Genomic DNA, 19,992 nt, shown 5'->3' on the forward strand with positions numbered 1-19,992 from the left:
CCTAAGTTAAAGCGGTTCCGTTCAATCCCGCACGGACTGTCCCCTCGGAGGACCCCCACATGCGCTCGCACCTGCTCAATGGCCTCACCACGGAGCACTACCGCAGCTCCGTGACCGAAGGAGTCGAGCGGGTGGCGGCCAAACTCGCCACCACCGACCGTCCGTTCACCGGCGTCACCGCCGACGCCCTCTCCCCCCGGATCGACGCCATCGACCTGGACCGCCCGCTCGGCGACACCGCCGCAGCCCTGGACGAGCTGGAGGACGTCTACCTGCGCGACGCGGTCTACTTCCACCACCCCCGCTACCTCGCCCACCTCAACTGCCCGGTCGTCATCCCCGCGGTGCTCGGCGAGGCCGTGCTCTCGGCGGTCAACTCATCCCTCGACACCTGGGACCAGTCGGCCGGCGGGACTCTCATCGAGCGCAGGCTCATCGACTGGACGGCCCACCGGATCGGCCTCGGGCCCGCCGCCGACGGCGTGTTCACCTCGGGCGGCACCCAGTCCAACCTCCAGGCGCTGCTGCTGGCGCGGGAGGAGGCGAAGACCGACAGCCCGGCCGAACTGCGGATCTTCGCCTCCGAGGTCGGCCACTTCAGCGTGCAGAAGTCCGCCAGACTCCTCGGGCTGGGCCAGGAGGCGGTCGTCCCCGTCCCCGTCGACCACGACAAGCGGCTGCAGACCGTCGCCCTCGCCCGCGAGCTGGAGCGCTGCCGGCGCGACGGGCTGGTGCCGATGGCGGTCGTCGCCACCGCCGGCACCACCGACTTCGGTTCGATCGACCCGCTCCCGGAGATCGCCGAGCTGTGCGCCCAGTACGGCGTGTGGATGCACGTCGACGCGGCCTACGGCTGCGGACTGCTCGCCTCGCCCACCCGCCGTCACCTCCTCGCCGGCATCGACCGCGCCGACTCCGTCACCGTCGACTACCACAAGTCCTTCTTCCAGCCGGTGAGCTCGTCCGCCGTGCTGGTCCGCGACGCGGCCACCCTGCGCCACGCCACCTACCACGCGGAGTACCTCAACCCGCGCCGCATGGTGCAGGAACGCATCCCCAACCAGGTCGACAAGTCCCTGCAGACCACCCGCCGCTTCGACGCCCTCAAGCTGTGGCTGACCCTGCGCGTGATGGGCGCGGACGGCGTCGGCGAACTCTTCGACGAGGTCTGCGACCTGGCCGCGGAGGGCTGGAGGCTGCTCGCGGCCGACCCCCGCTACGACGTCGTCGTCGAGCCCGCCCTGTCCACCCTGGTCTTCCGCTACGTCCCGGCGGCCGTCACCGACCCGGCCGAGATCGACCGCGCCAACCTCCACGCCCGCAAGGCCCTGTTCGCCTCCGGTGACGCCGTGGTCGCGGGGACCAAGGTCGGCGGCCGCCACTACCTGAAGTTCACCCTGCTCAACCCCGAGACGACGCCGGCCGACATCGCCGCCGTCCTCGACCTGATCGCCGGCCACGCCGAGCAGTACCTGGGAGAGTCCCTTGACCGCGCGTCCTGAAGCCCCGGAAAACGCCTACGACTTCGTGGGGATCGGGCTCGGCCCCTTCAACCTCGGCCTCGCCTGCCTCACCGAACCCATCGCCGGCCTGAACGGGGTCTTCCTGGACTCCAAGCCGCACTTCGAGTGGCACGCCGGGATGTTCCTGAACGGCGCCCACCTCCAGACCCCGTTCATGTCGGACCTGGTCACCCTCGCCGACCCGACCTCGCCGTACTCCTTCCTCAACTACCTGAAGGAGAAGGGGAGACTGTACCGGTTCTACATCCGCGAGAACTTCTATCCGCTGCGGACCGAGTACGACGACTACTGCCGCTGGGCGGCGGGCAAACTCGGCAGCGTCCGCTTCGGCACGACGGTCACCGAGGTGACGTACGAGGACGGGCTGTACGTCGTGCACACGCAGGCCGGTGAGACGTTCCGTGCCCGGCACCTGGTCCTGGGCACGGGGACGACCCCGTACGTCCCCCAGGCCTGCCAGGGGCTGGCCGGTGACTTCCTGCACAACTCCCAGTACATGCACCGCAAGGCGGAGCTGCAGCGGAAGAAGTCCATCACGATCGTCGGCAGCGGTCAGAGCGCGGCCGAGATCTACCACGAGCTGCTCGCCGAGATCGACGCCCACGGCTACCAGCTCAACTGGGTCACCCGCTCCCCCCGGTTCTTCCCCCTCGAATACACCAAGCTGACCCTGGAGATGACCAGCCCCGACTACATCGACTACTTCCGCGCGCTGCCGGAGGAGACCCGCTACCGGCTGGAGAAGCAGCAGAAGGGCCTGTTCAAGGGCATCAACTCGGATCTGATCGACTCGATCTTCGACCTGCTCTACCAGAAGGACGTCGAGAGCGGCGGCCGCCCGGTCCCCACCCGCCTCCTCACCAACTCAACCCTCGCGCACGCCGGTTACGAGGACGGCACCTACACCCTCGGCTTCCACCAGGACGAGCAGGGCAAGGACTTCGAGATCCGCACCGAGGGCCTGCTGCTGGCCACCGGCTACCACTACGAGCCCCCGGCCTTCCTCGCCCCGATCCGCGACCGGCTCCGCTTCGACGGACACGGCCGCTTCGACGTCGCCCGCAACTACGCCATCGACGTCACCGGCCGAGGCGTCTTCCTGCAGAACGCCGGCGTCCACACCCACAGCATCACCAGCCCCGACCTGGGCATGGGCGCGTACCGCAACTCGTACATCATCCGCGAGCTGCTCGGCAGCGAGTACTACCCGGTCGAGAAGACCATCGCGTTCCAGGAGTTCGCAGTATGACTTTCACTTTCCGCACCGTGGACCCGCTGCAGGACGCCGAGCTGCTGCACTCCTGGGTCACCCACCCCAAGGCGGCCTTCTGGATGATGCAGGACGCGAGGCTGGAGGACGTCGAGCGGGCGTACATGGAGATCGCGGCGGACGAACACCATCACGCGCTGCTCGGGCTGCAGGACGGGGTGCCGGTGTTCCTGATGGAGAAGTACGACCCCGCGCACCGGGAACTGGTCGGCCTGTACGAGCCCCGGCCGGGTGACGTAGGCATGCACTTCCTGGTCGCACCGACCGACACGCCCGTGCACGGGTTCACGCGGGCCGTCATCACCGCCGTGATGGCGCACCTCTTCGAGGACGCCGCCGTGGAACGCGTGGTGGTCGAACCGGACGTGGCCAACAAGGCCGTGCACGCCCTGAACGAGGCCGTCGGGTTCGTACCCGAGCGGGAGATCCACAAGCCGGAGAAGAAGGCCCTGCTGAGCTTCTGCACGCGCGAGCGGTTCGCCGCCGCGACGGGGGTGGCCGCATGAGCCTCGCCGACGCCGTGGCCCACCTCTCCCCCGAGCGCTGGGCGCGTGCCAACCGCCTGCTCGTCCGCAAGGCGCTCGCGGAGTTCGCGCACGAGCGCCTGATCACGCCGGAGGCCCTCGACGACGGACGGTACGCGGTCCGCAGCGACGACGGGGGAACCACGTACCGCTTCTCCGCCGTCCGCCGTGCCCTCGACCACTGGCAGATCGACGCCGACTCCATCACCCGCCACCGGGGAGCCATCGAACTCCCCTTGGCTGCGCTGGACTTCTTCATGGAACTGAAGGACTCCCTGCACCTGAGCGACGAGATCCTGCCGGTCTACCTGGAGGAGATCTCCTCGACCCTCTCCGGCACCTGCTACAAGCTCGCCAAACCGAAGGTGACCTCCGCCGAGCTCGCCCGCCAGGGCTTCCAGGCGATCGAGACCGGGATGACCGAGGGGCACCCGTGTTTCGTCGCGAACAACGGACGGCTCGGGTTCGGCATCCACGAGTACCTGTCGTACGCACCGGAGACCGCGAGCCCGGTCCGGCTGGTGTGGCTGGCCGCGCACCGCTCGCGGGCCGCGTTCACGGCGGGTGCCGGGATCGAGTACGAGTCCTTCCTGCGGGAGGAGCTGGGCGAGGCCACACTGACCCGTTTCCGCACGGTACTCACCGACCAGGGCCTGGCCCCCTCCGACTACCTCCTCATCCCCGTCCACCCCTGGCAGTGGTGGAACAAGCTCTCCGTCACCTTCGCCGCCGAGGTGGCCCGTCGGCACCTGGTCTGCCTCGGCGAGGGCGACGACGAGTACCTGGCCCAGCAGTCGATACGTACCTTCTTCAACACCAGCGACCCGCACAAGCACTATGTGAAAACAGCCCTCTCGGTCCTCAACATGGGCTTCATGCGCGGGCTGTCGGCCGCCTACATGGAGGCGACGCCGGCGATCAACGACTGGCTGGACCGGCTGATCGAGAACGACCCCGTGCTGAAGTCGACGGGCCTGTCGATCGTCCGGGAGCGGGCGGCGGTCGGCTACCGCCATCTGGAGTACGAGCAGGCCACCGACCGCTACTCGCCGTACCGCAAGATGCTGGCCGCGCTGTGGCGGGAGAGCCCGGTGCCCTCCCTCCAGGAGGGCGAGTCGCTCGCGACCATGGCCTGCCTGCTGCACGTGGACCACACCGGCGCCTCCTTCGCGGGCGCACTGATCGACCGCTCGGGCCTCACGCCGACGGAGTGGCTACGACGCTACCTCCGTGCCTACTACACCCCGCTCCTGCACAGCTTCTACGCCTACGACCTGGTGTTCATGCCGCACGGCGAGAACGTGATCCTGGTGCTGAAGGACGGGGTGGTGCAGCGGGCGGTCTACAAGGACATCGCCGAGGAGATAGCGGTGATGGACCCGGACGCGGTCCTGCCGCCGGAGGTGCGCCGGATCCGCGTCGAGGTCCCGGAGGAGAAGAAGCTCCTCTCCCTCTTCACGGACGTCTTCGACTGCTTCTTCCGCTTCCTCGCCGCCCATCTCGCCGCCGAGGGGATCCTGGAGGAGGACGCCTTCTGGCGCACGGTCGCGGAGGTCACCCGCGAGTACCAGGCCGCGAACCCCCAACTGGCCGGCAGGTTCCGCCAGTACGACATGTTCGCCCCGGAGTTCGCCCTGTCCTGCCTGAACCGACTCCAACTGCGCGACAACCGCCAGATGGTGGACCTCGCCGACCCCTCCGGCGCCCTGCAACTGGTGGGCACCCTGAAGAACCCCATAGCCGGCCTCTGACGGCCCACGGACGGACGGGCACCCCGGAGTACGGTCCTCCGGGGTGCCCGTCAGTGGGTGGTCAGTTCGTTGGCCAGGGGACCTGCGGCGAGCGGTAGTAGGTGATGCCCAGGGCGTCCCAGCGGGGGGCCTGGGCGGCCAGGCGGTGCTTGTAGGTGGTCCAGTCGTGGGTGGCCGACGGCGACCAGCCCAGTTCGGCCGCGCCCGGAAGGCGCGGGAACGCCATGTACTCGATGTCGGCGGACGTCGCCAGGGTCTCCGACCACAGGGGGGCCTCCACGCCCCTGATGGAGGAACTCGGGGCGCCCGGCAGGTAGTCGCCGGGGTCCCAGTCGTACGACCGCTGCACCTCGACGTAACCGGCCCACTTCGTGCCCAGCCTGGTGCTGCTGGTGTACTTCATGTCGAGGTAGAGCCGGTCCGCCGGGGACAGGATCAGCCCGGTGCCGTTCCGGGCGGCCTGGGCGACCTGGGCCTTCTCGGTCGCGCTGGTGCCGTCCAGGCCCCAGTACTGGGCGAGGGCGCCCTCGGCGGGGTGGGCGCCGGTGAGCTGGTGCCAGCCGATGACGGTCTTGCCGTACCTGGCGACGATCGGCTGTACGCGGTCCATGAACGTCACGTAGTCGTCGTGGCTGGTGGAGTGCGCCTCGTCGCCTCCGATGTGCAGGTAGCGGCCCGGGGTGAGGGCGGCCAGCTCCCTGATCACGTCGTCTGCGAAGTCGTAGGTGACCTGCTTCGGCACGCACAGTGAGCTGAAGCCGACCTCGGTGCCGGTGTACAGCGGGGGTGCCACGCCGTTGCAGTTGAGGTCGGCGTAGGAGGCGAGGGCCGCGTTGGTGTGGCCGGGCATGTCGATCTCGGGGACCACCTCCAGGTAGCGGGAGGCGGCGTAGGCCACGATCTCCCGGTACTGGTCCTTGGTGTAGTAGCCGCCCCTGCCGCCGCCGACCTCGGTGGAGCCGCCGTAGGCGGCAAGGCGCGGCCAGGAGTCGACGGCGATGCGCCAGCCCTGGTCGTCGCTGAGGTGCAGATGCAGCTCGTTGATCTTGTAGAGGGCCAGTTGGTCGATGTAGCGCTTGACCTGGCCGACCGTGAAGAAGTGCCGGGAGACGTCCAGCATGGCGCCCCGGTAGGAGTAGCGGGGGTGGTCCTCCACGGTGCCGCCCGCGATCTGCCAGGGGCCCGGCTGGACCGTCTTTCGCTCCACGGCCGCCGGCAGCAGCTGACGGAGTGTCTGGACGCCGTGGAAGAGGCCGGCGGGCGCGCTCGCGGTGATGGTGACGCCGGCCGGGTCGCTGTGCACCCGGTAGCCCTCGGCACCGAAGTCGCCCTGGGCGAGGTGGAGCCGGATGCCGCCGGTGCCGTGGTCGGTGAGCGGCAGTGGATAGCCGGTGGAGGGGCGGAGGATGCCGGTGAGGTAGGTGCCGATGCGACGGACCTCGGCGGAGTCGTCGACGTGGACGCCGGTCGCCCGGGTGATGCGGTACGGGGCCCCGGCGGGCTTGGCCGAGGCGGGGGCCGGCACCACCTGGTCCAGCGGTGTCGGGGCGGCCGCGCGCGCCGCGGGGGCGGCGCCGAGGGTGAAGACCCCGGCCGCCGCCAGAAGCAGCAGGGATCCGAGGATGCGAGGTGTTCGGGGAGTCGTGCTGTGGTTCCGTCTCACATGCGCTCCCTTCAGATGTGGTCGAGACCACTCTCCCGCAGATCCGATGAAACAATCCCTCCATGGCGGAAATCATCCAGAAGGACGGCACCTGGGCCTTCGACGGCGATGCCCTGCGGCTCACCCCGGGGCGGGACAAGAACGTGAGCCTGCTCCGCCGTGAGCTGGGGGAACTCGTCGTACCGCTGGGGGCGTTGGCCGGTGTCTCCTTCGAGCAGGGCCGGCGGTCGGGGCGGCTGCGGCTGCGGCTGCGCGACGGCGCCGATCCGCTGACGCAGGCCACCGGCGGCCGGCTCGCCGAGCCGAACGACCCGTACCAGCTGACGGTGGAGTCCGACCGGTACGGCGTCGCCGAGTACTTCGCGGACGAGGTGCGCAACGCCCTGCTGCTGGACGGGGTTTCACCGGAGCCGGTCGACGGGTACCTGCTGCCGGGGCCGCCGCTGCCGGTGTCGGCCTCCGCGGGGGACGGTACGGCGACCTTCGACGGGGAGCGGGTGCGGCTTGAGTGGAACTGGAAGACGGAGGACGCCAAGTCCTCCGGCGGCCCCCGTGCGATCCCCCTCGCGGACGTCATCGGCGTGGAGTGGCAGCCGGCGGCCGGGCTGGAGAACGGCCATCTGCGGTTCCTGGTGCGCGGCGCCCCGGTGACGGCACCGCCGAAGTACGACCCGAACGCGGTCGAGCTGTGGGGGTTCAAGAAGGATCCGCTGATGGCGCTGGTGGCCGCCGCCGTGCAGGCCCGGCTGCCGCATCCCGCGGCCCCCGCCGAGGAGGACGGCGTACGCCCGCAGCCCGTGGTGCTCGCCAAGGAGCCGGCCGCCGAGAACGAGCACGACGCCCTGCTGCGGCGCCTGCGCGAGCTGGGCGAACTGCGCCGGGACGGGGTGCTGACCGACGAGGAGTTCGCCCTGGCCAAGCAGGCGGTCCTCAAGCGCATGTAGTACGCGGGTGAGGACCGCCCGGGGCCCGAAGACGCCGACGAATCCCTACTTCGCGGTGCGGGACACCGTGAAGTGGTCGATACGGTCGCCGGTCTCGGCGATGCCCGACACCTTCAGCGTGGTCTGGCGGCCCTTCGGCGCGGGGGTGACGTCCACGCGCAGGAAGGAGTAGTTCAGGTAGCGGACCCGGGACCAGGCGACGGTCTCGTTGACCTTGCCGTCCTTGGTGTTGATGAAGGAGGCGACGGAGTCGACCTCGTTCTCGTGGCCCTCGTAGGAGTCCGGGGCGCTGAACGCGTACAGGCTGCGGCCCGCCGCGCCGGCGGTGACGTAGACCACGCCCTCGGTCTCGGGGTAGGCGGTGCCGCCGATCGGGAGCTTCTTGGTGACCTTGTTGTCCTTGATCACGTCGGTGCGCTCGTACTGGTGGTTGTGGCCGTTGATGACCAGGTCCACCTGGTACTTCTCGAACAGCGGCACCCACTCCTGGCGCACGCCCCCCTCCGAGGCGTGCGCCGTGGAGGTGCAGTACGCGCAGTGGTGGAAGAAGACGACGATGAAGTCGACGTCGTCGCACGCCCGGTACTTCTTCAGCTGGGCCTCGAACCACGTCGTCTGGGTTCCGCCCGAGATGCCCAGGTTCGCCGGGATCTCGAAGGAGACGTCGTTGGGGTCCAGCGAGACGACCGCCGTGTTGCCGTGGACGAAGGAGTAGACGCCGGGCAGGTTCTTCGCGTCCGGGCCGTTGTCCGGGAGGGTCCAGCGGGCCTCCTCGCCGCCGTAGCCGTTGGGCGAGTACCAGGCCTCCATGTCGTGGTTGCCGTAACTGACCATCCACGGGATCTGCTTGGCGACCGACTCGGTCTGGTACAGGAACTGGTCCCAGGTGCGCGAGTCGAAGCCCGTGTCGGTGGTCTTGCCCTGGCCGGCCGGGTCGCCGTAGGCGATGTCGCCGGCGTGCAGGTGGAAGGCCGGGTTCTGGCCGAGGATCAGGCTGTCGTTGGCGAGGGCGTGGTAGCTGACGCCCTGGTCGCCGAAGGCGGTGAAGGTGAACGGCGCCTTGTGGGCGGGGGCGGTGGTGAAGGTGCCGAGGGTGCCCAGCAGGTGCCGCTCGGCCGGGTCGAAGCCCTCGTGGCCGACGCCGTAGTAGTAGGTCCTGCCCGGGCGCAGGTGGCTGAGCTGGGCGTGCAGGTAGTACTGCGTGTGGTCGCCGCTCGCGCCGACGCCGGCCGGGGTGTAGAGGGTGCGGACCTCGGCGTCGATCTTGCGGGAGAGGTCCCAGGGGTGGGCGCCGATGCGGATGAACGGGTTCTTCACGGCGACCGGGACCTGCCAGGAGACCGTCATCTCGGTGCGCGGGTCGTTGCCGTAGGCGAGGTGGCGGCCGAAGGGGGCCACCAGGGCACCGTCGACCGTCTCGGTGGCGGAGGCGGTTCGCTGCGTCGGCACCGCCGCCTGGGCGGTGGCGCCCGGCACGAACGCGCCACCCGCGACGGCGCCGAGCGTGACGGCGCCGCCTCTGATCATGGTGCGCCGGGAGAATCTGGCGCGCAGGTACTCGTGCTGCTCCGCCATGCTCATGCGCGCGGCCAGCTTCTCCGGTACTCCCATACGAGGAATGTCCATGGAGTCTGAAAATGGTGCACATCTCCAACGAGACGCAAGACACAGGATGGACAGCCGACGAACAGAGATCCACCAGCCCGACAACAGGCAGCTGCCCGATATCGGGCAGGATTCTTGCGAAACCGGCGCCGGTGGCCCAGGATCTACCGGGTGCACGACGAACTTCTTGATCACCTGACGCGGTCCACGCCCCTGAGCCGGGGCGAGGCGCTGCGGGTGGTCCAGGAGGTGCTCGCGTACTTCGACGAGTCGACGGAGGACTTCGTCCGGCGCCGCCACCGCGAACTCCAGGCCCAGGGCCTGGTGAACGCGGAGATCTTCGAAAGGATCGGGGCGGACCTCAAATATCGAGCGGTGGCACCGCCCGAGCTGACGCTCAGGCAGCTGCGACGCATCGTCTACGGCTAGGAATACCTGTACATGTGCGGAATTGTCGGATACATCGGGAAGCGTGACGTCGCACCTCTCCTCCTGGAGGGTCTGCAGCGGCTGGAGTACCGCGGCTACGACTCCGCGGGCATCGTCGTCACCTCCCCGAAGGCGCCCGGCCTGAAGATGGTCAAGGCCAAGGGCCGGGTGCGCGACCTGGAGGCCAAGGTCCCGGCGCGCTTCAAGGGCACCACCGGCATAGCCCACACCCGCTGGGCCACCCACGGCGCCCCCTCCGACGTCAACGCCCACCCGCACATGTCGGCCGACAACAAGGTCGCCGTCGTGCACAACGGCATCATCGACAACGCCGCCGACCTGCGCCGCAAGCTGGAGGCGGACGGTGTCGAGTTCCTCTCCGAGACCGACACCGAGGTCCTCACCCACCTCATCGCCCGCTCCACCGCCGAGAAGCTGGAGGACAAGGTCCGCCAGGCGGTCCGCGTGATCGAGGGCACCTACGGCATCGCGGTCCTGCACGCCGACTTCCCCGACCGGATCGTGGTGGCCCGCAACGGCTCCCCGGTCGTCCTCGGCATCGGCGAGAAGGAGATGTTCGTCGCGTCCGACATCGCCGCCCTGGTCACCCACACCCGCCAGATAGTGACGCTGGACGACGGCGAGATGGCCACCCTCAAGGCCGACGACTTCCGCACCTACACCACCGAGGGCACGCGCACCACCGCCGAGCCCACCACGGTGGAGTGGGAGGCCGAGTCGTACGACATGGGCGGCCACGACACCTACATGCACAAGGAGATCTTCGAGCAGGCCGACGCCGTGGACCGCGTGCTGCGCGGCCGCATCGACGACCGCTTCTCCACCGTGCACCTGGGCGGCCTCAACCTGGACGCCCGCGAGGCCCGGCAGATCCGCCGCGTGAAGATCCTCGGCTGCGGCACCTCGTACCACGCGGGCATGATCGGCGCCCAGATGATCGAGGAGTTGGCCCGCATCCCCGCCGACGCCGAGCCGGCCTCCGAGTTCCGCTACCGCAACGCGGTCGTGGACCCCGACACCCTGTACGTGGCCGTCTCCCAGTCCGGTGAGACGTACGACGTCCTCGCCGCCGTGCAGGAGCTCAAGCGCAAGGGCGCCCGGGTCTTCGGCGTCGTCAACGTCGTCGGCTCGGCGATCGCCCGCGAGGCCGACGCCGGCATCTACGTGCACGCCGGCCCCGAGGTCTGCGTGGTGTCGACCAAGTGCTTCACCAACATGACCGTCGCCTTCGCGCTGCTCGCCCTGCACCTGGGCCGCACCCGTGACCTCTCGGTCCGCGACGGCAAGCGGATCATCGAGGGCCTCAGGAAGCTGCCGGAGCAGATCACCGAGATCCTCAAGCAGGAGGAGAAGGTCAAGGAGCTGGCCGAGCTGTACGCCGACGCCCGCTCGATGCTCTTCATCGGCCGCGTCCGGGGCTACCCGGTGGCCCGCGAGGCCTCCCTGAAGCTCAAGGAGGTCTCCTACATCCACGCCGAGGCCTACCCGGCCTCCGAGCTGAAGCACGGCCCGCTCGCCCTGATCGAGCCGGCCCTGCCCACGGTCGCGATCGTGCCCGACGACGACCTGCTGGAGAAGAACCGCGCGGCCCTGGAGGAGATCAAGGCCCGCAGCGGCAAGATCCTCGCGGTGGCCCACCAGCACCAGGAGAAGGCCGACCAGACGATCGTCGTCCCGAAGAACGAGGACGAACTCGACCCCATCCTGATGGGCATCCCGCTCCAGCTGCTGGCCTACCACACGGCGAAGGCCCTGGGCCGGGACATCGACAAGCCGCGGAACCTCGCCAAGTCGGTGACGGTGGAGTAGTTCCACCACAGCAGAACGGACCCCCACGTGTGCCACCTTCACGTGGGGGTCCCTTCAGTGCTGCTCGGATCAGCCGGCGGCCGTCACCCCCCGGCCCGCAGCACGACCAGGAAGCGCCGTCGGCCAGTGCGCCAGCGCGGCCGTGGCGGCGTACCAGGCCACCGCACCGGACACCGCGGCGACCCAGCCGCCCACCTTGGCCAGAGAAGAGCTGTCGGCGAAGGCCGCGACGGCCAGCACCAGCATGGCCAGGAACAGCAGCCCGTGCATGACCTGACCGAGGCTGTCCCCGCCCGCGAGGGTCAGGGTGAGCGCCACCAGGGCGAAGAGGAGCAGGAAGAGCCCGGCTCCGTTGGCGGAGGACTGACCTGCGACGGCCCAGGTGAACCACAGTGCACCGAGGGCCACGAAGCCCGTACCGGAGGCGCTGTCGCCGCCCCGGAAGGCCAGCAGACCGACGAGGAACAGGGCAACTCCGCCCACGTAGTGGGCGAGTGAGACGGCGTCGGATGCGGCTACGCCGTGAATGACACCGGTCGTACCGAGCCCGAACGCCAACAGGGTGATTCCCAGGGCGAGTCGGCCGACCACGGTGGTGTTTCCGCTTCCCGCAGAGACTTCGTTGTCCACGGCGGGCTCCCTTCATGCTGTGCTGTTGCGCGGTGACCGGTATATGCCCTTCACAAGGGCACAAACCACCTCTACGCGCGAGTAGTTTCGCGCTGCACCAAGGGAGTTGACAGGCAGGCAGGGAGGGAGTCGGGGGGCTCAGAGGACGCGGGTCACGGGATGACGATCACCGGTCGCTGCGCCCGCTTGGCGAGCCGCCCCGCGACGGAGCCGAAGATGCGCCCGACGATGCCGTGCGTGGAGCCGACGACGATCGCGTCCGCCTCGTACTCCCGCCCCACCTCTTCGAGTTCGTGGCAGATGTCCCCGCCCCGCTCGACCAGGATCCACGGCACCTCGGCCAGATAGTCCGCGCACGCCAGCTCCAGGCCGAGGACCTCGGTGCGATGGTCGGGCACGTCCACGAAGACGGGCGGCTCGCAGCCGGCCCACACGGTGGTGGGCAGCCGGTTGGCGACATGGACGATGATCAGACCCGAGTGGGAGCGGTGGGCCATGCCGATGGCGTAGGCGAGGGCGCGCTCACTGGACGTGGAGCCGTCGAAGCCCACGACGACTCCGTGCCGGAAGGCTGGGTCGCAGATGGGGCGTGGCTCTTCCGCCGCCTGGGGATCGGCCGCCGTGGGGTCGGCGACCGGTCGCTTGCGGTCCGCGGGTTCGAAGAATTCGTGACCGGCCATGGCTGTCTCGGCGTTGTGATCCTTTTATGGGTGGGACGACAGTGTGCAGCGGAGCTGTGTCCGGGAAACATCTTCCCAACCCCATACCCCCAAGGGTACGGCGGCACGCCTCCCGAGCCCAGACCCCGCGCACGCTCCGTAAGCGGTCCCCCGACGTCCGTAGGGGTTCACCGGAGCATGCACGAGCGGCGCCCGTAACGCAATGGTTGCTGCCCCGTACAGGCGGTTTGCACAGGATCAACAGATGTACGGCCGGTGACCGACCGGTCGAACAGACGTTGAACCGTGCGAGCCACCGCCACAGGGAGATACGAGTCATGCCCGGTCACCGATCCACCTCCGAGCCGCCGCCCGCGCCGGACACCGTGAGCGATGTGATCCGCTGGGCCGTCTTCAGCTGCGTCCTCGTCCCCGTCGTCCTGGTCTGGTACGGCACCTCGCTGGCCGGCGCGACGGGCGCCGCCCTGGGCCTGGCCGCCGTCACGGCCGTGTGCCGCTTCCTGCTGCGCCGGTCGGAGCGGTGTGCGGCGGGTTGCGCCGAGCAAAGAGGCGGACGTCACACCCGCCGACGGACACCGGTCGACTGACCTGTTTTCGCACCCCCGAACGCTTCTTTTCAGCCAACTTCTGAATGTTGCCGAAAAGGGCCCCCAACCACCCTCCAACCCCCGTTCGACCTGCACGGAAAGGGTCCACGGGCGGCTGCGCACCCTACGCGGTTTGGCCACTGCGACAAGGCGCACTTCCCTGCACGCTCCGCGAGTGCAACGCTTCGTGATCGAATGCTTCACGCCAAGTTGTCATGTCGACAATCTCGGGCGTGTGGAACTGGTCACCGTCAGACCGCGGGAGCCAGTAGATTCGATCTTGACTGTCTTACGGCGGGGGACTCGTGCAGGACCGAGGGGAAACGTGCAGGAGCGACACAACCGAGGAGCCGCGACCACCGAGGGGGGCTTAGCAGTATGAGCCACGACTCCACTGCCGCGCCGGAAGCCGCAGCCCGGAAACTCTCCGGGCGACGCCGCAAGGAGATCGTCGCGGTGCTGCTGTTCAGCGGCGGCCCCATCTTCGAGAGTTCCATTCCGCTGTCGGTGTTCGGGATAGACCGCCAGGACGCCGGCGTGCCGCGCTACCGACTGCTGGTGTGCGCCGGCGAGGAGGGCCCGCTGCGGACCACAGGGGGCCTGGAACTCAGCGCACCGCATGGACTGGAGGCGATATCCCGCGCCGGGACGGTCGTCGTACCGGCCTGGCGGTCGATCACCGCGCCGCCACCGGAGGATGCGCTCGACGCGCTGCGCCGGGCGCACGAGGAGGGTGCCCGCATCGTCGGGCTGTGCACCGGCGCCTTCGTCCTCGCGGCGGCGGGCCTGCTGGACGGCCGCCCGGCGACGACCCACTGGATGTACGCGCCGACGCTGGCCAAGCGCTATCCGTCGGTGCACGTCGATCCACGGGAGCTCTTCGTGGACGACGGCGACGTCCTGACGTCGGCGGGTACGGCGGCCGGAATCGATCTCTGTCTCCATATCGTGCGGACGGACCACGGCAACGAGGCGGCCGGCGCGCTGGCCCGCCGCCTGGTGGTCCCACCGCGCCGCAGCGGCGGTCAGGAGCGCTATCTCGATCGGTCTTTACCCGAGGAGATCGGCGCCGACCCGCTCGCCGAGGTCGTCGCCTGGGCGCTGGAACACCTCCACGAGCAGTTCGACGTGGAGACCCTGGCGGCACGCGCCTATATGAGCCGCCGCACGTTCGACCGCCGGTTCCGCTCGCTGACCGGCAGCGCTCCGCTGCAGTGGCTGATCACCCAGCGGGTGCTGCAGGCACAGCGCCTCCTGGAGACGTCGGACTACTCCGTGGACGAGGTGGCGGGCCGCTGCGGCTTCCGCTCCCCCGTCGCGCTGCGCGGGCACTTCCGCCGCCAGCTCGGCTCCTCCCCCGCCGCCTACCGGGCCGCCTACCGGGCCCGCAGGCCGCAGGGCGAGAGGCCGGCCGACGCGGAGCCCCTGCCACCCGCCGGCCAGCCGGGCCCGCCCACGGGCCTCGCGGGCCCCGGACCGGTGGGTCATGCACCCATGCTGCACCCGGACCGCGACAGCGGGGTCCCCATGCAGAGCCGCCGTACGGCGGCGGGCGCGGTGGGACTGCTGCCGGGGCCGCGGAGCGGTAGCTGAGAGAGGGAGCGGTGGCTGAGAGAGAGGGGGCGAGCACGGCTCGCCCCCTTTTCGCCACCCCGACGACCCTCCCCGGTGCTTCCCCGCCGAACACGGGTGACCCCAAAAGCCGACGTCAGCTTTAGGGTGGTCGCATGAACGATCGCATGGTGTGGATCGACTGCGAGATGACCGGCCTCTCGCTGTCCGACGACGCGCTCATCGAGGTGGCCGCCCTCGTCACCGACTCCGAGCTGAACGTACTCGGCGAGGGGGTGGACATCGTCATCCGCCCGCCGGACCAGGCGCTGGAGACGATGCCGGAGGTGGTGCGTCAGATGCACACCGCTTCCGGGCTCCTCGCCGAGCTCCCGAACGGCACGACCCTGAAGGACGCCGAGGAGCAGGTGCTGGCGTATGTGAAGGAGTACGTGAAGGAGCCCGGCAAGGCCCCGCTGTGCGGCAACTCCGTCGGCACCGACCGCGGCTTCCTGCTGCGGGACATGCCGACCGTGGAGGACTACCTGCACTACCGGATCGTCGACGTGTCCTCCATCAAGGAGCTGGCCCGCCGCTGGTACCCCAGGGCGTACTTCAACAGCCCGGAGAAGAACGGCAACCACCGGGCCCTCGCCGACATCCGCGAGTCGATCGCCGAGCTGCGCTACTACCGCGAGGCCATCTTCGTCCCGCAGCCCGGCCCGGACTCCGACACCGCGAAGACGATCGCCGCCAAGCACGTGCTGCCCGCGCAGTGACGACACACCTGCGGCCTTTCGGGGTCCGCTCGGCGGCCCGCGCGAAAACCTGTGCGCGAGCACCCCTTCGGACCCTGTAGACTTCTTCTCGGCCGGTCGGGGAAACGACGAGTTCAACCGCCGGTCGTGGTGGGTGTAGCTCAGCTGGTAGAGCACCTGGTTGTGGTCCAGGATGTCGCGGGTTCGAGTCCCGTCACTCACCCTTGATTGAAAGGCCCCTGACCTGCGGAAACGCGGGTCAGGGGCCTTTCGGTCTTCCAGCTTGGCCAAACAGCGGCCAGACGCGGCCGGATCTTCGATCTGCCATCCAGGGCGCACCGCTCGCCGAGTGGTCTTCGTGCACACGACGCGGGCGGGACAGGTCACGTCTGCCACCGTCGGCAACATCACGGCGGACGACGTGCAGGACTGGATCCGGCGGCCCGCCGCTCCCAAGTCCATGGCCGACCGGCACGGTCTCCCGTGGCGCATCGTCCAGGCCGCGATCGAGGCCGACCCCCCGCTGACGACCAAGAACCGCTGCGCCGGCACCCGGCTGCCTCGGGCTGATGAGAATGCTCGGGACCTTGCCGACCGGCTCGTCCTCGGCGGCACCGTACCCACCGCAAGCGTCCACGGGCGTGGAAGAGGGCGCCAAGGGGCTCCGAGCGCTCCTTCTTCCTCGGGCCGCCGAAGACCAGGACTTCTCCAACAGCACGTGGAAGACCTGAAGTTGCCGCTGCGGTCGATGCGGGCCCACCGCGCCGACCGCGCATCCACGACCTCCGCCACAGGCACGCGGCCTGGCCGGCGGCCGCGAACGTCCCCCTGCCCGCGATCCAGGCCCGCCCCGGCGCCGTGCTGCCGGCGTCAGCCCGCCCCCATCCGCATGTCCCACGCTCCAGGGCTACCGACAACACGACACCCACATCGGAGAGTTCAGCAAGGATCACCCCAACGAGCCGAGACCAGCAAGCGGTTCAGTACGTGATGTATTCAATGCAAGGTGTCTTCAATACACTGTGTATCGTGGGCTCGTGAGCACATCAGACGCCGTGCCCGGGCGAGAGACACGCCCGCCCCGCCGCCGGATACACACCCGTGAGCGACTGCTGGAGTCGGCTGAGCGCGTCATCGTGGAGCGCGGCTACGCCCAGACGACGATCGAGGACCTCTGTGCCGCCGCGGGGTACACACGAGGCGCGTTCTACTCCAACTTCCGCAGCAAGGACGACCTGGTCCTCGCGCTCTTCGATCGCCACTCGGCGGACCGTCTCGACCAGTTGGAGCGGCTGCTCGACGGGCCCGGGGCCGCCTCGGCCGAAGGGCTGGCCCGGGCGTTGCTGGAGGTCAACCCGCTGGAGCGGGACTGGATCCTGCTGTTCCTGGAGTTCCGTATCCACGCCGCCCGGGATCCGCGGCTCGCCGCCGAGCTGGATCAACACGACCGAGCCGTCCGGGACGCCCTGGCGGAGCTGCTGCAGCGGTGCTGTCCCGCGGTGGCCCGGGGGGTCGCGCCCGTCGGCGGTGTAGCGGCCACCCTGCTGGCCGTCCGTGAGGGCATCCTCGCGCGGACGGCGGGTGAGGGACCGGGGGCGCCGGTAGCGCTGGATGCCGCTGTCGCGACGCTCTCGGCGATCCTGCCCGCACTCGGCATCGTGCCGACCCCCGCAGCCCCGGAGCCGGAGGCATAGCCACAGGCGGGCATCGTCCTGCACACGGATTTGCCTCAGGGGCCCCGGTCGCGGGCCGACCCCCGGCTCCCCCAACTTCCGCGAGGGATCACATCATGCAAGGCACGCCTCCCCATCCGGACGCCCGGCGGGCAGACTCCCGGCGCTGGAAAGCGCTGATAGTCATCGCACTGGCTCAGCTGATGGTCGGCGCCCTGCCCGGCGTACGGCATCTGGCGCAGGCCGTCTACGGACTGGTGGCCCGCAACCGGCACCGCATACCCGGGCCTTGGGAGCACACATGCAGGATCTGAACCGGCACGGCGCCGCCGACGCGTCTCCGGCCGACGCGCTCCACCGCTTCTTGACCTCGGACCCCGGTGAGTGGGACCGCCTCGCCCCGCGCGTCGTGCGGAGGGTCGGCCAGCAGCGGCTGGAGGGGATCGTCGCCGCCACCCGCGAGCTGACCGGTGACATCGCGGGCGTCGACGACGGGCCGGACGGCCTGGTGGTCCGCGGCACGACCGGCCAGGTGCTGGCGTGGGCGAAGACCGACGACGACGGCGTGCTGATCGGGCTGCTCATCGACGGCGACCCGTACAAGACGCCCGCCTTCCGCGTCCCGCCCCGTGTGCAGCCGGTGCTGAGCACGGTGATCTGGACCGCGTTGATCGCCTGGGGCGTCGCGGAGTGCTGGACGGCGGGCACGGGCTCGTCCTGGCTCACCGACCTCTTCGGCGCCGGCACCGGTTATGCCGTCTTCGAGGGGTACGGCGAGCCCGCCTCGATGGGCCGCTGGGTCCGGCACTCGCTGGAAGCCGGGGCCCTGCCGATGCTGGCTGCGGGGTACCACGCGACGCGGCTGCCGTTCGGCCACTCGCTGCCGAGCGCGGCCGTCGCGGCCGCCGTGTGCGCCGGCGTCGTCTGGACCCTCTTCAGGCGGCGCAGGCACCGCTGGGGCACGCCGCTGTCCGCGCCGCTGCGCTTCCCGCTCAGGGGCGGCACCTGGTACGTGGGGCAGGGCGGCGGCAAGGGCCTCAACCACCACTTCTCCATCTCCGAGCAGCGCGGCGCGCTTGACATCGTCGCCGTCGACCGGGCGCACGGCCGCAAGCGCCCCGGCACCGGCCTGGAGTCGTACCTCGTCTACGGGGCGAAGCTGTACGCGCCGTGCGACGGCGTCGTGATCTCCGCCGCCGACGGACTGCCCGACCAGGAACCCGGCCTCATCCGCTTCGGCCCCCTCTACGGCAACCACGTGTTCATCGACACCGGCCACGAAGTGGTCAAGATGGCCCACCTGCGACCCGGTAGCGTGGCGGTCACCACCGGACAGAAGGTACGTGCGGGACAACTCGTCGGCGAGGTCGGCAACTCGGGCAACACCACCGAGCCCCACCTGCACCTGCACGCCGAACGCGACGGCGTCGGGCTGGACCTGGCGTTCACCGACGTAGGCGGTTTCTTCCACCGCGGCCGTGTGATCCGTAACTGACCACGGGCCCGTCCGCCCCTCACCGAACCACCAAAGTTGCCTCGGTGGCCACACCGGTGGGCAAGGGCCTCAGTGATCGACGGCCCCCCGCTGCGGCAGTCGCCCGATGTCCGACACCGGGCCGAGGTGGTCGAGCTTGTCGGGGTTGGACACGGAACGGATCGCCCGGATCCGCCCCTCGGCGACGTCGACCTCGATCACACTGGCCACGCGCCCTTCCGCGTCGTAGACCACGCCGCCCGGGCGGCCGTTGATCCGGGCCGCCTCCAGGAAGGCGCCGAGCTTCCCGACCCGGCGCAGGCCGCCGACCAGCAACCGGGCGACGCGCCGCGCGTCGGTCACCGACCTGGCGAGCGCCCGCGCCTTGCCACCGCCGTCCCCGTGGAACACCACGTCCGGGGCGAGCATGTCGAGCAGCGCGTCCATGTCGCCGCCCTCTGCGGCCGCGAAGAACTTGCGGGCGAGCTCCTCGCTCTCCGCCCGCCGCGCGGGGGCCGGGCTGTCGACGAGCTGTCCGCCGGGGCCGATGCGCTTTCTGGCGCGGGCGAAGATCTGCCGGCAGTTCGCCTCGGACTTGCCGGTGAGGCCCGCCACCTCCGGATAGCCGTACCCGAAGACCTCGCGCAGCACGAACACCGCCCGCTCCACCGGGGAGAGGGCCTCCAGCAGCACGAGGAACGCCATCGACAGCGAGTCGTACAGTTCGGCGTGCTCGGCCGGTCCGGGCCGGTCGGCGGACACGACCACCGGCTCGGGCAGCCAGTCGCCCACATAGGTCTCCCGCCGAACCCGGGCCGAGCTCAGGTAGTTGATGCCCAGCCGCGTGACGGAGGTGGTCAGGTACGCCTTCAGGTTCGCGACCGGGGTCCCGGTCCGGCGCGCCCGGGTCAGGCCGAGGAAGGCGTCCTGCACGATGTCCTCGGCGTCGCCCACGGAACCGGTCATCCCGTAGGCGATGGAGAACAGCAGCGACCGGTATCCGTCCGCGTCCGTCCCAACCACTGTTGCCGGCACGGATTCCCCCCTCCGAACATCCGCAAGACGGCCAGCAGCGTATCCGCTCCTGTCACAGATCGGCG

General features: G+C 69.9%; 18 protein-coding genes and 1 tRNA gene. 14 read left to right on the forward strand and 5 right to left on the reverse strand.

What is annotated here, in order from left to right; all coding sequences use genetic code 11:
* Positions 1 to 59: 59 nt before the first annotated feature.
* From desA to LMU33_RS19710, 4 genes are read left to right on the forward strand one after another with little or no spacing between them, the layout of a single operon-like run.
* Entirely contained in the window at positions 60 to 1,502 is a 1,443-nt protein-coding gene (desA, locus tag LMU33_RS19695) for a lysine decarboxylase DesA (RefSeq protein ID WP_228621801.1), read from the forward strand.
* Positions 1,486 to 2,772 carry a lysine N(6)-hydroxylase/L-ornithine N(5)-oxygenase family protein gene (locus LMU33_RS19700; RefSeq protein ID WP_228621802.1) on the forward strand — a complete coding sequence of 429 codons (1,287 nt, stop codon included), beginning with the start codon at positions 1,486 to 1,488 and terminating at the stop codon, positions 2,770 to 2,772. The genes desA and LMU33_RS19700 overlap by 17 nt, the downstream gene beginning before the upstream one ends.
* Complete coding sequence (locus LMU33_RS19705; RefSeq protein ID WP_228621803.1) at positions 2,769 to 3,299, forward strand: GNAT family N-acetyltransferase; 531 nt, start codon at positions 2,769 to 2,771, stop codon at positions 3,297 to 3,299. Before LMU33_RS19700 ends, LMU33_RS19705 begins: the two co-directional genes overlap by 4 nt.
* Positions 3,296 to 5,068, forward strand: a complete 1,773-nt coding sequence (locus LMU33_RS19710; protein ID WP_228621804.1) for an IucA/IucC family protein — start codon at positions 3,296 to 3,298, stop codon at positions 5,066 to 5,068. Before LMU33_RS19705 ends, LMU33_RS19710 begins: the two co-directional genes overlap by 4 nt.
* A gap of 61 nt (positions 5,069 to 5,129) precedes the next feature.
* Here LMU33_RS19710 and LMU33_RS19715 read toward each other — a convergent pair whose 3' ends face one another.
* A complete protein-coding gene (locus LMU33_RS19715; RefSeq protein WP_228621805.1) occupies positions 5,130 to 6,731 on the reverse strand; it encodes a beta-N-acetylhexosaminidase in 1,602 nt (533 codons plus the stop codon).
* Between the two features lie 62 nt (positions 6,732 to 6,793).
* Here LMU33_RS19715 and LMU33_RS19720 point away from each other — a divergent pair, with 62 nt between their 5' ends.
* A complete protein-coding gene (locus LMU33_RS19720; protein WP_228621806.1) occupies positions 6,794 to 7,675 on the forward strand; it encodes a DUF4429 domain-containing protein in 882 nt (293 codons plus the stop codon).
* A gap of 45 nt (positions 7,676 to 7,720) precedes the next feature.
* On the opposite strand, the gene LMU33_RS19725 is transcribed toward LMU33_RS19720, so the two are convergent.
* On the reverse strand, positions 7,721 to 9,286 hold the full coding sequence (locus LMU33_RS19725) for a purple acid phosphatase family protein (RefSeq protein WP_228621807.1): 1,566 nt from the start codon (positions 9,284 to 9,286) through the stop codon (positions 7,721 to 7,723).
* 165 nt (positions 9,287 to 9,451) lie between these two features.
* Here LMU33_RS19725 and LMU33_RS19730 point away from each other — a divergent pair, with 165 nt between their 5' ends.
* Both LMU33_RS19730 and glmS read left to right on the forward strand, forming a co-directional pair.
* Positions 9,452 to 9,709, forward strand: a complete 258-nt coding sequence (locus LMU33_RS19730; protein ID WP_228621808.1) for a hypothetical protein — start codon at positions 9,452 to 9,454, stop codon at positions 9,707 to 9,709.
* A 12-nt stretch (positions 9,710 to 9,721) separates the two neighbouring features.
* Positions 9,722 to 11,539 carry a glutamine--fructose-6-phosphate transaminase (isomerizing) gene (glmS, locus tag LMU33_RS19735; RefSeq protein WP_228621809.1) on the forward strand — a complete coding sequence of 606 codons (1,818 nt, stop codon included), beginning with the start codon at positions 9,722 to 9,724 and terminating at the stop codon, positions 11,537 to 11,539.
* Positions 11,540 to 11,608: 69 nt separating this feature from the next.
* Here glmS and LMU33_RS19740 read toward each other — a convergent pair whose 3' ends face one another.
* A complete protein-coding gene (locus tag LMU33_RS19740) occupies positions 11,609 to 12,169 on the reverse strand; it encodes a GPR1/FUN34/YaaH family transporter (RefSeq protein ID WP_228621810.1) in 561 nt (186 codons plus the stop codon).
* Positions 12,170 to 12,321: 152 nt separating this feature from the next.
* On the reverse strand, positions 12,322 to 12,849 hold the full coding sequence (locus tag LMU33_RS19745) for a universal stress protein (RefSeq protein WP_228621811.1): 528 nt from the start codon (positions 12,847 to 12,849) through the stop codon (positions 12,322 to 12,324).
* A gap of 317 nt (positions 12,850 to 13,166) precedes the next feature.
* On the opposite strand from LMU33_RS19745, the gene LMU33_RS19750 reads away from it, so the two are divergent.
* The 7 genes from LMU33_RS19750 to LMU33_RS19780 all read left to right on the forward strand — a co-directional run bounded on the left by LMU33_RS19750 (position 13,167) and on the right by LMU33_RS19780 (position 18,913).
* Complete coding sequence (locus tag LMU33_RS19750; protein WP_228621812.1) at positions 13,167 to 13,436, forward strand: hypothetical protein; 270 nt, start codon at positions 13,167 to 13,169, stop codon at positions 13,434 to 13,436.
* A 378-nt stretch (positions 13,437 to 13,814) separates the two neighbouring features.
* On the forward strand, positions 13,815 to 15,029 hold the full coding sequence (locus tag LMU33_RS19755) for a helix-turn-helix domain-containing protein (protein ID WP_228621813.1): 1,215 nt from the start codon (positions 13,815 to 13,817) through the stop codon (positions 15,027 to 15,029).
* A gap of 134 nt (positions 15,030 to 15,163) precedes the next feature.
* Positions 15,164 to 15,766, forward strand: a complete 603-nt coding sequence (orn, locus tag LMU33_RS19760; protein ID WP_228621814.1) for an oligoribonuclease — start codon at positions 15,164 to 15,166, stop codon at positions 15,764 to 15,766.
* 129 nt (positions 15,767 to 15,895) lie between these two features.
* A tRNA-His gene (locus LMU33_RS19765) sits at positions 15,896 to 15,968 on the forward strand.
* A gap of 814 nt (positions 15,969 to 16,782) precedes the next feature.
* Positions 16,783 to 17,439 carry a TetR/AcrR family transcriptional regulator gene (locus LMU33_RS19770; RefSeq protein ID WP_228621815.1) on the forward strand — a complete coding sequence of 219 codons (657 nt, stop codon included), beginning with the start codon at positions 16,783 to 16,785 and terminating at the stop codon, positions 17,437 to 17,439.
* A 95-nt stretch (positions 17,440 to 17,534) separates the two neighbouring features.
* A complete protein-coding gene (locus LMU33_RS19775; protein WP_228621816.1) occupies positions 17,535 to 17,732 on the forward strand; it encodes a thiol-disulfide oxidoreductase DCC family protein in 198 nt (65 codons plus the stop codon).
* Entirely contained in the window at positions 17,720 to 18,913 is a 1,194-nt protein-coding gene (locus LMU33_RS19780) for a M23 family metallopeptidase (protein ID WP_228621817.1), read from the forward strand. Before LMU33_RS19775 ends, LMU33_RS19780 begins: the two co-directional genes overlap by 13 nt.
* Positions 18,914 to 18,982: 69 nt before the next feature.
* Here LMU33_RS19780 and sigJ read toward each other — a convergent pair whose 3' ends face one another.
* Positions 18,983 to 19,927 carry an RNA polymerase sigma factor SigJ gene (gene sigJ / locus LMU33_RS19785; RefSeq protein ID WP_228621818.1) on the reverse strand — a complete coding sequence of 315 codons (945 nt, stop codon included), beginning with the start codon at positions 19,925 to 19,927 and terminating at the stop codon, positions 18,983 to 18,985.
* Positions 19,928 to 19,992: the final 65 nt, after the last annotated feature.

The organism is Streptomyces barringtoniae (assembly GCF_020819595.1).
Taxonomy (GTDB): Bacteria; Actinomycetota; Actinomycetes; order Streptomycetales; family Streptomycetaceae; genus Streptomyces; species Streptomyces barringtoniae.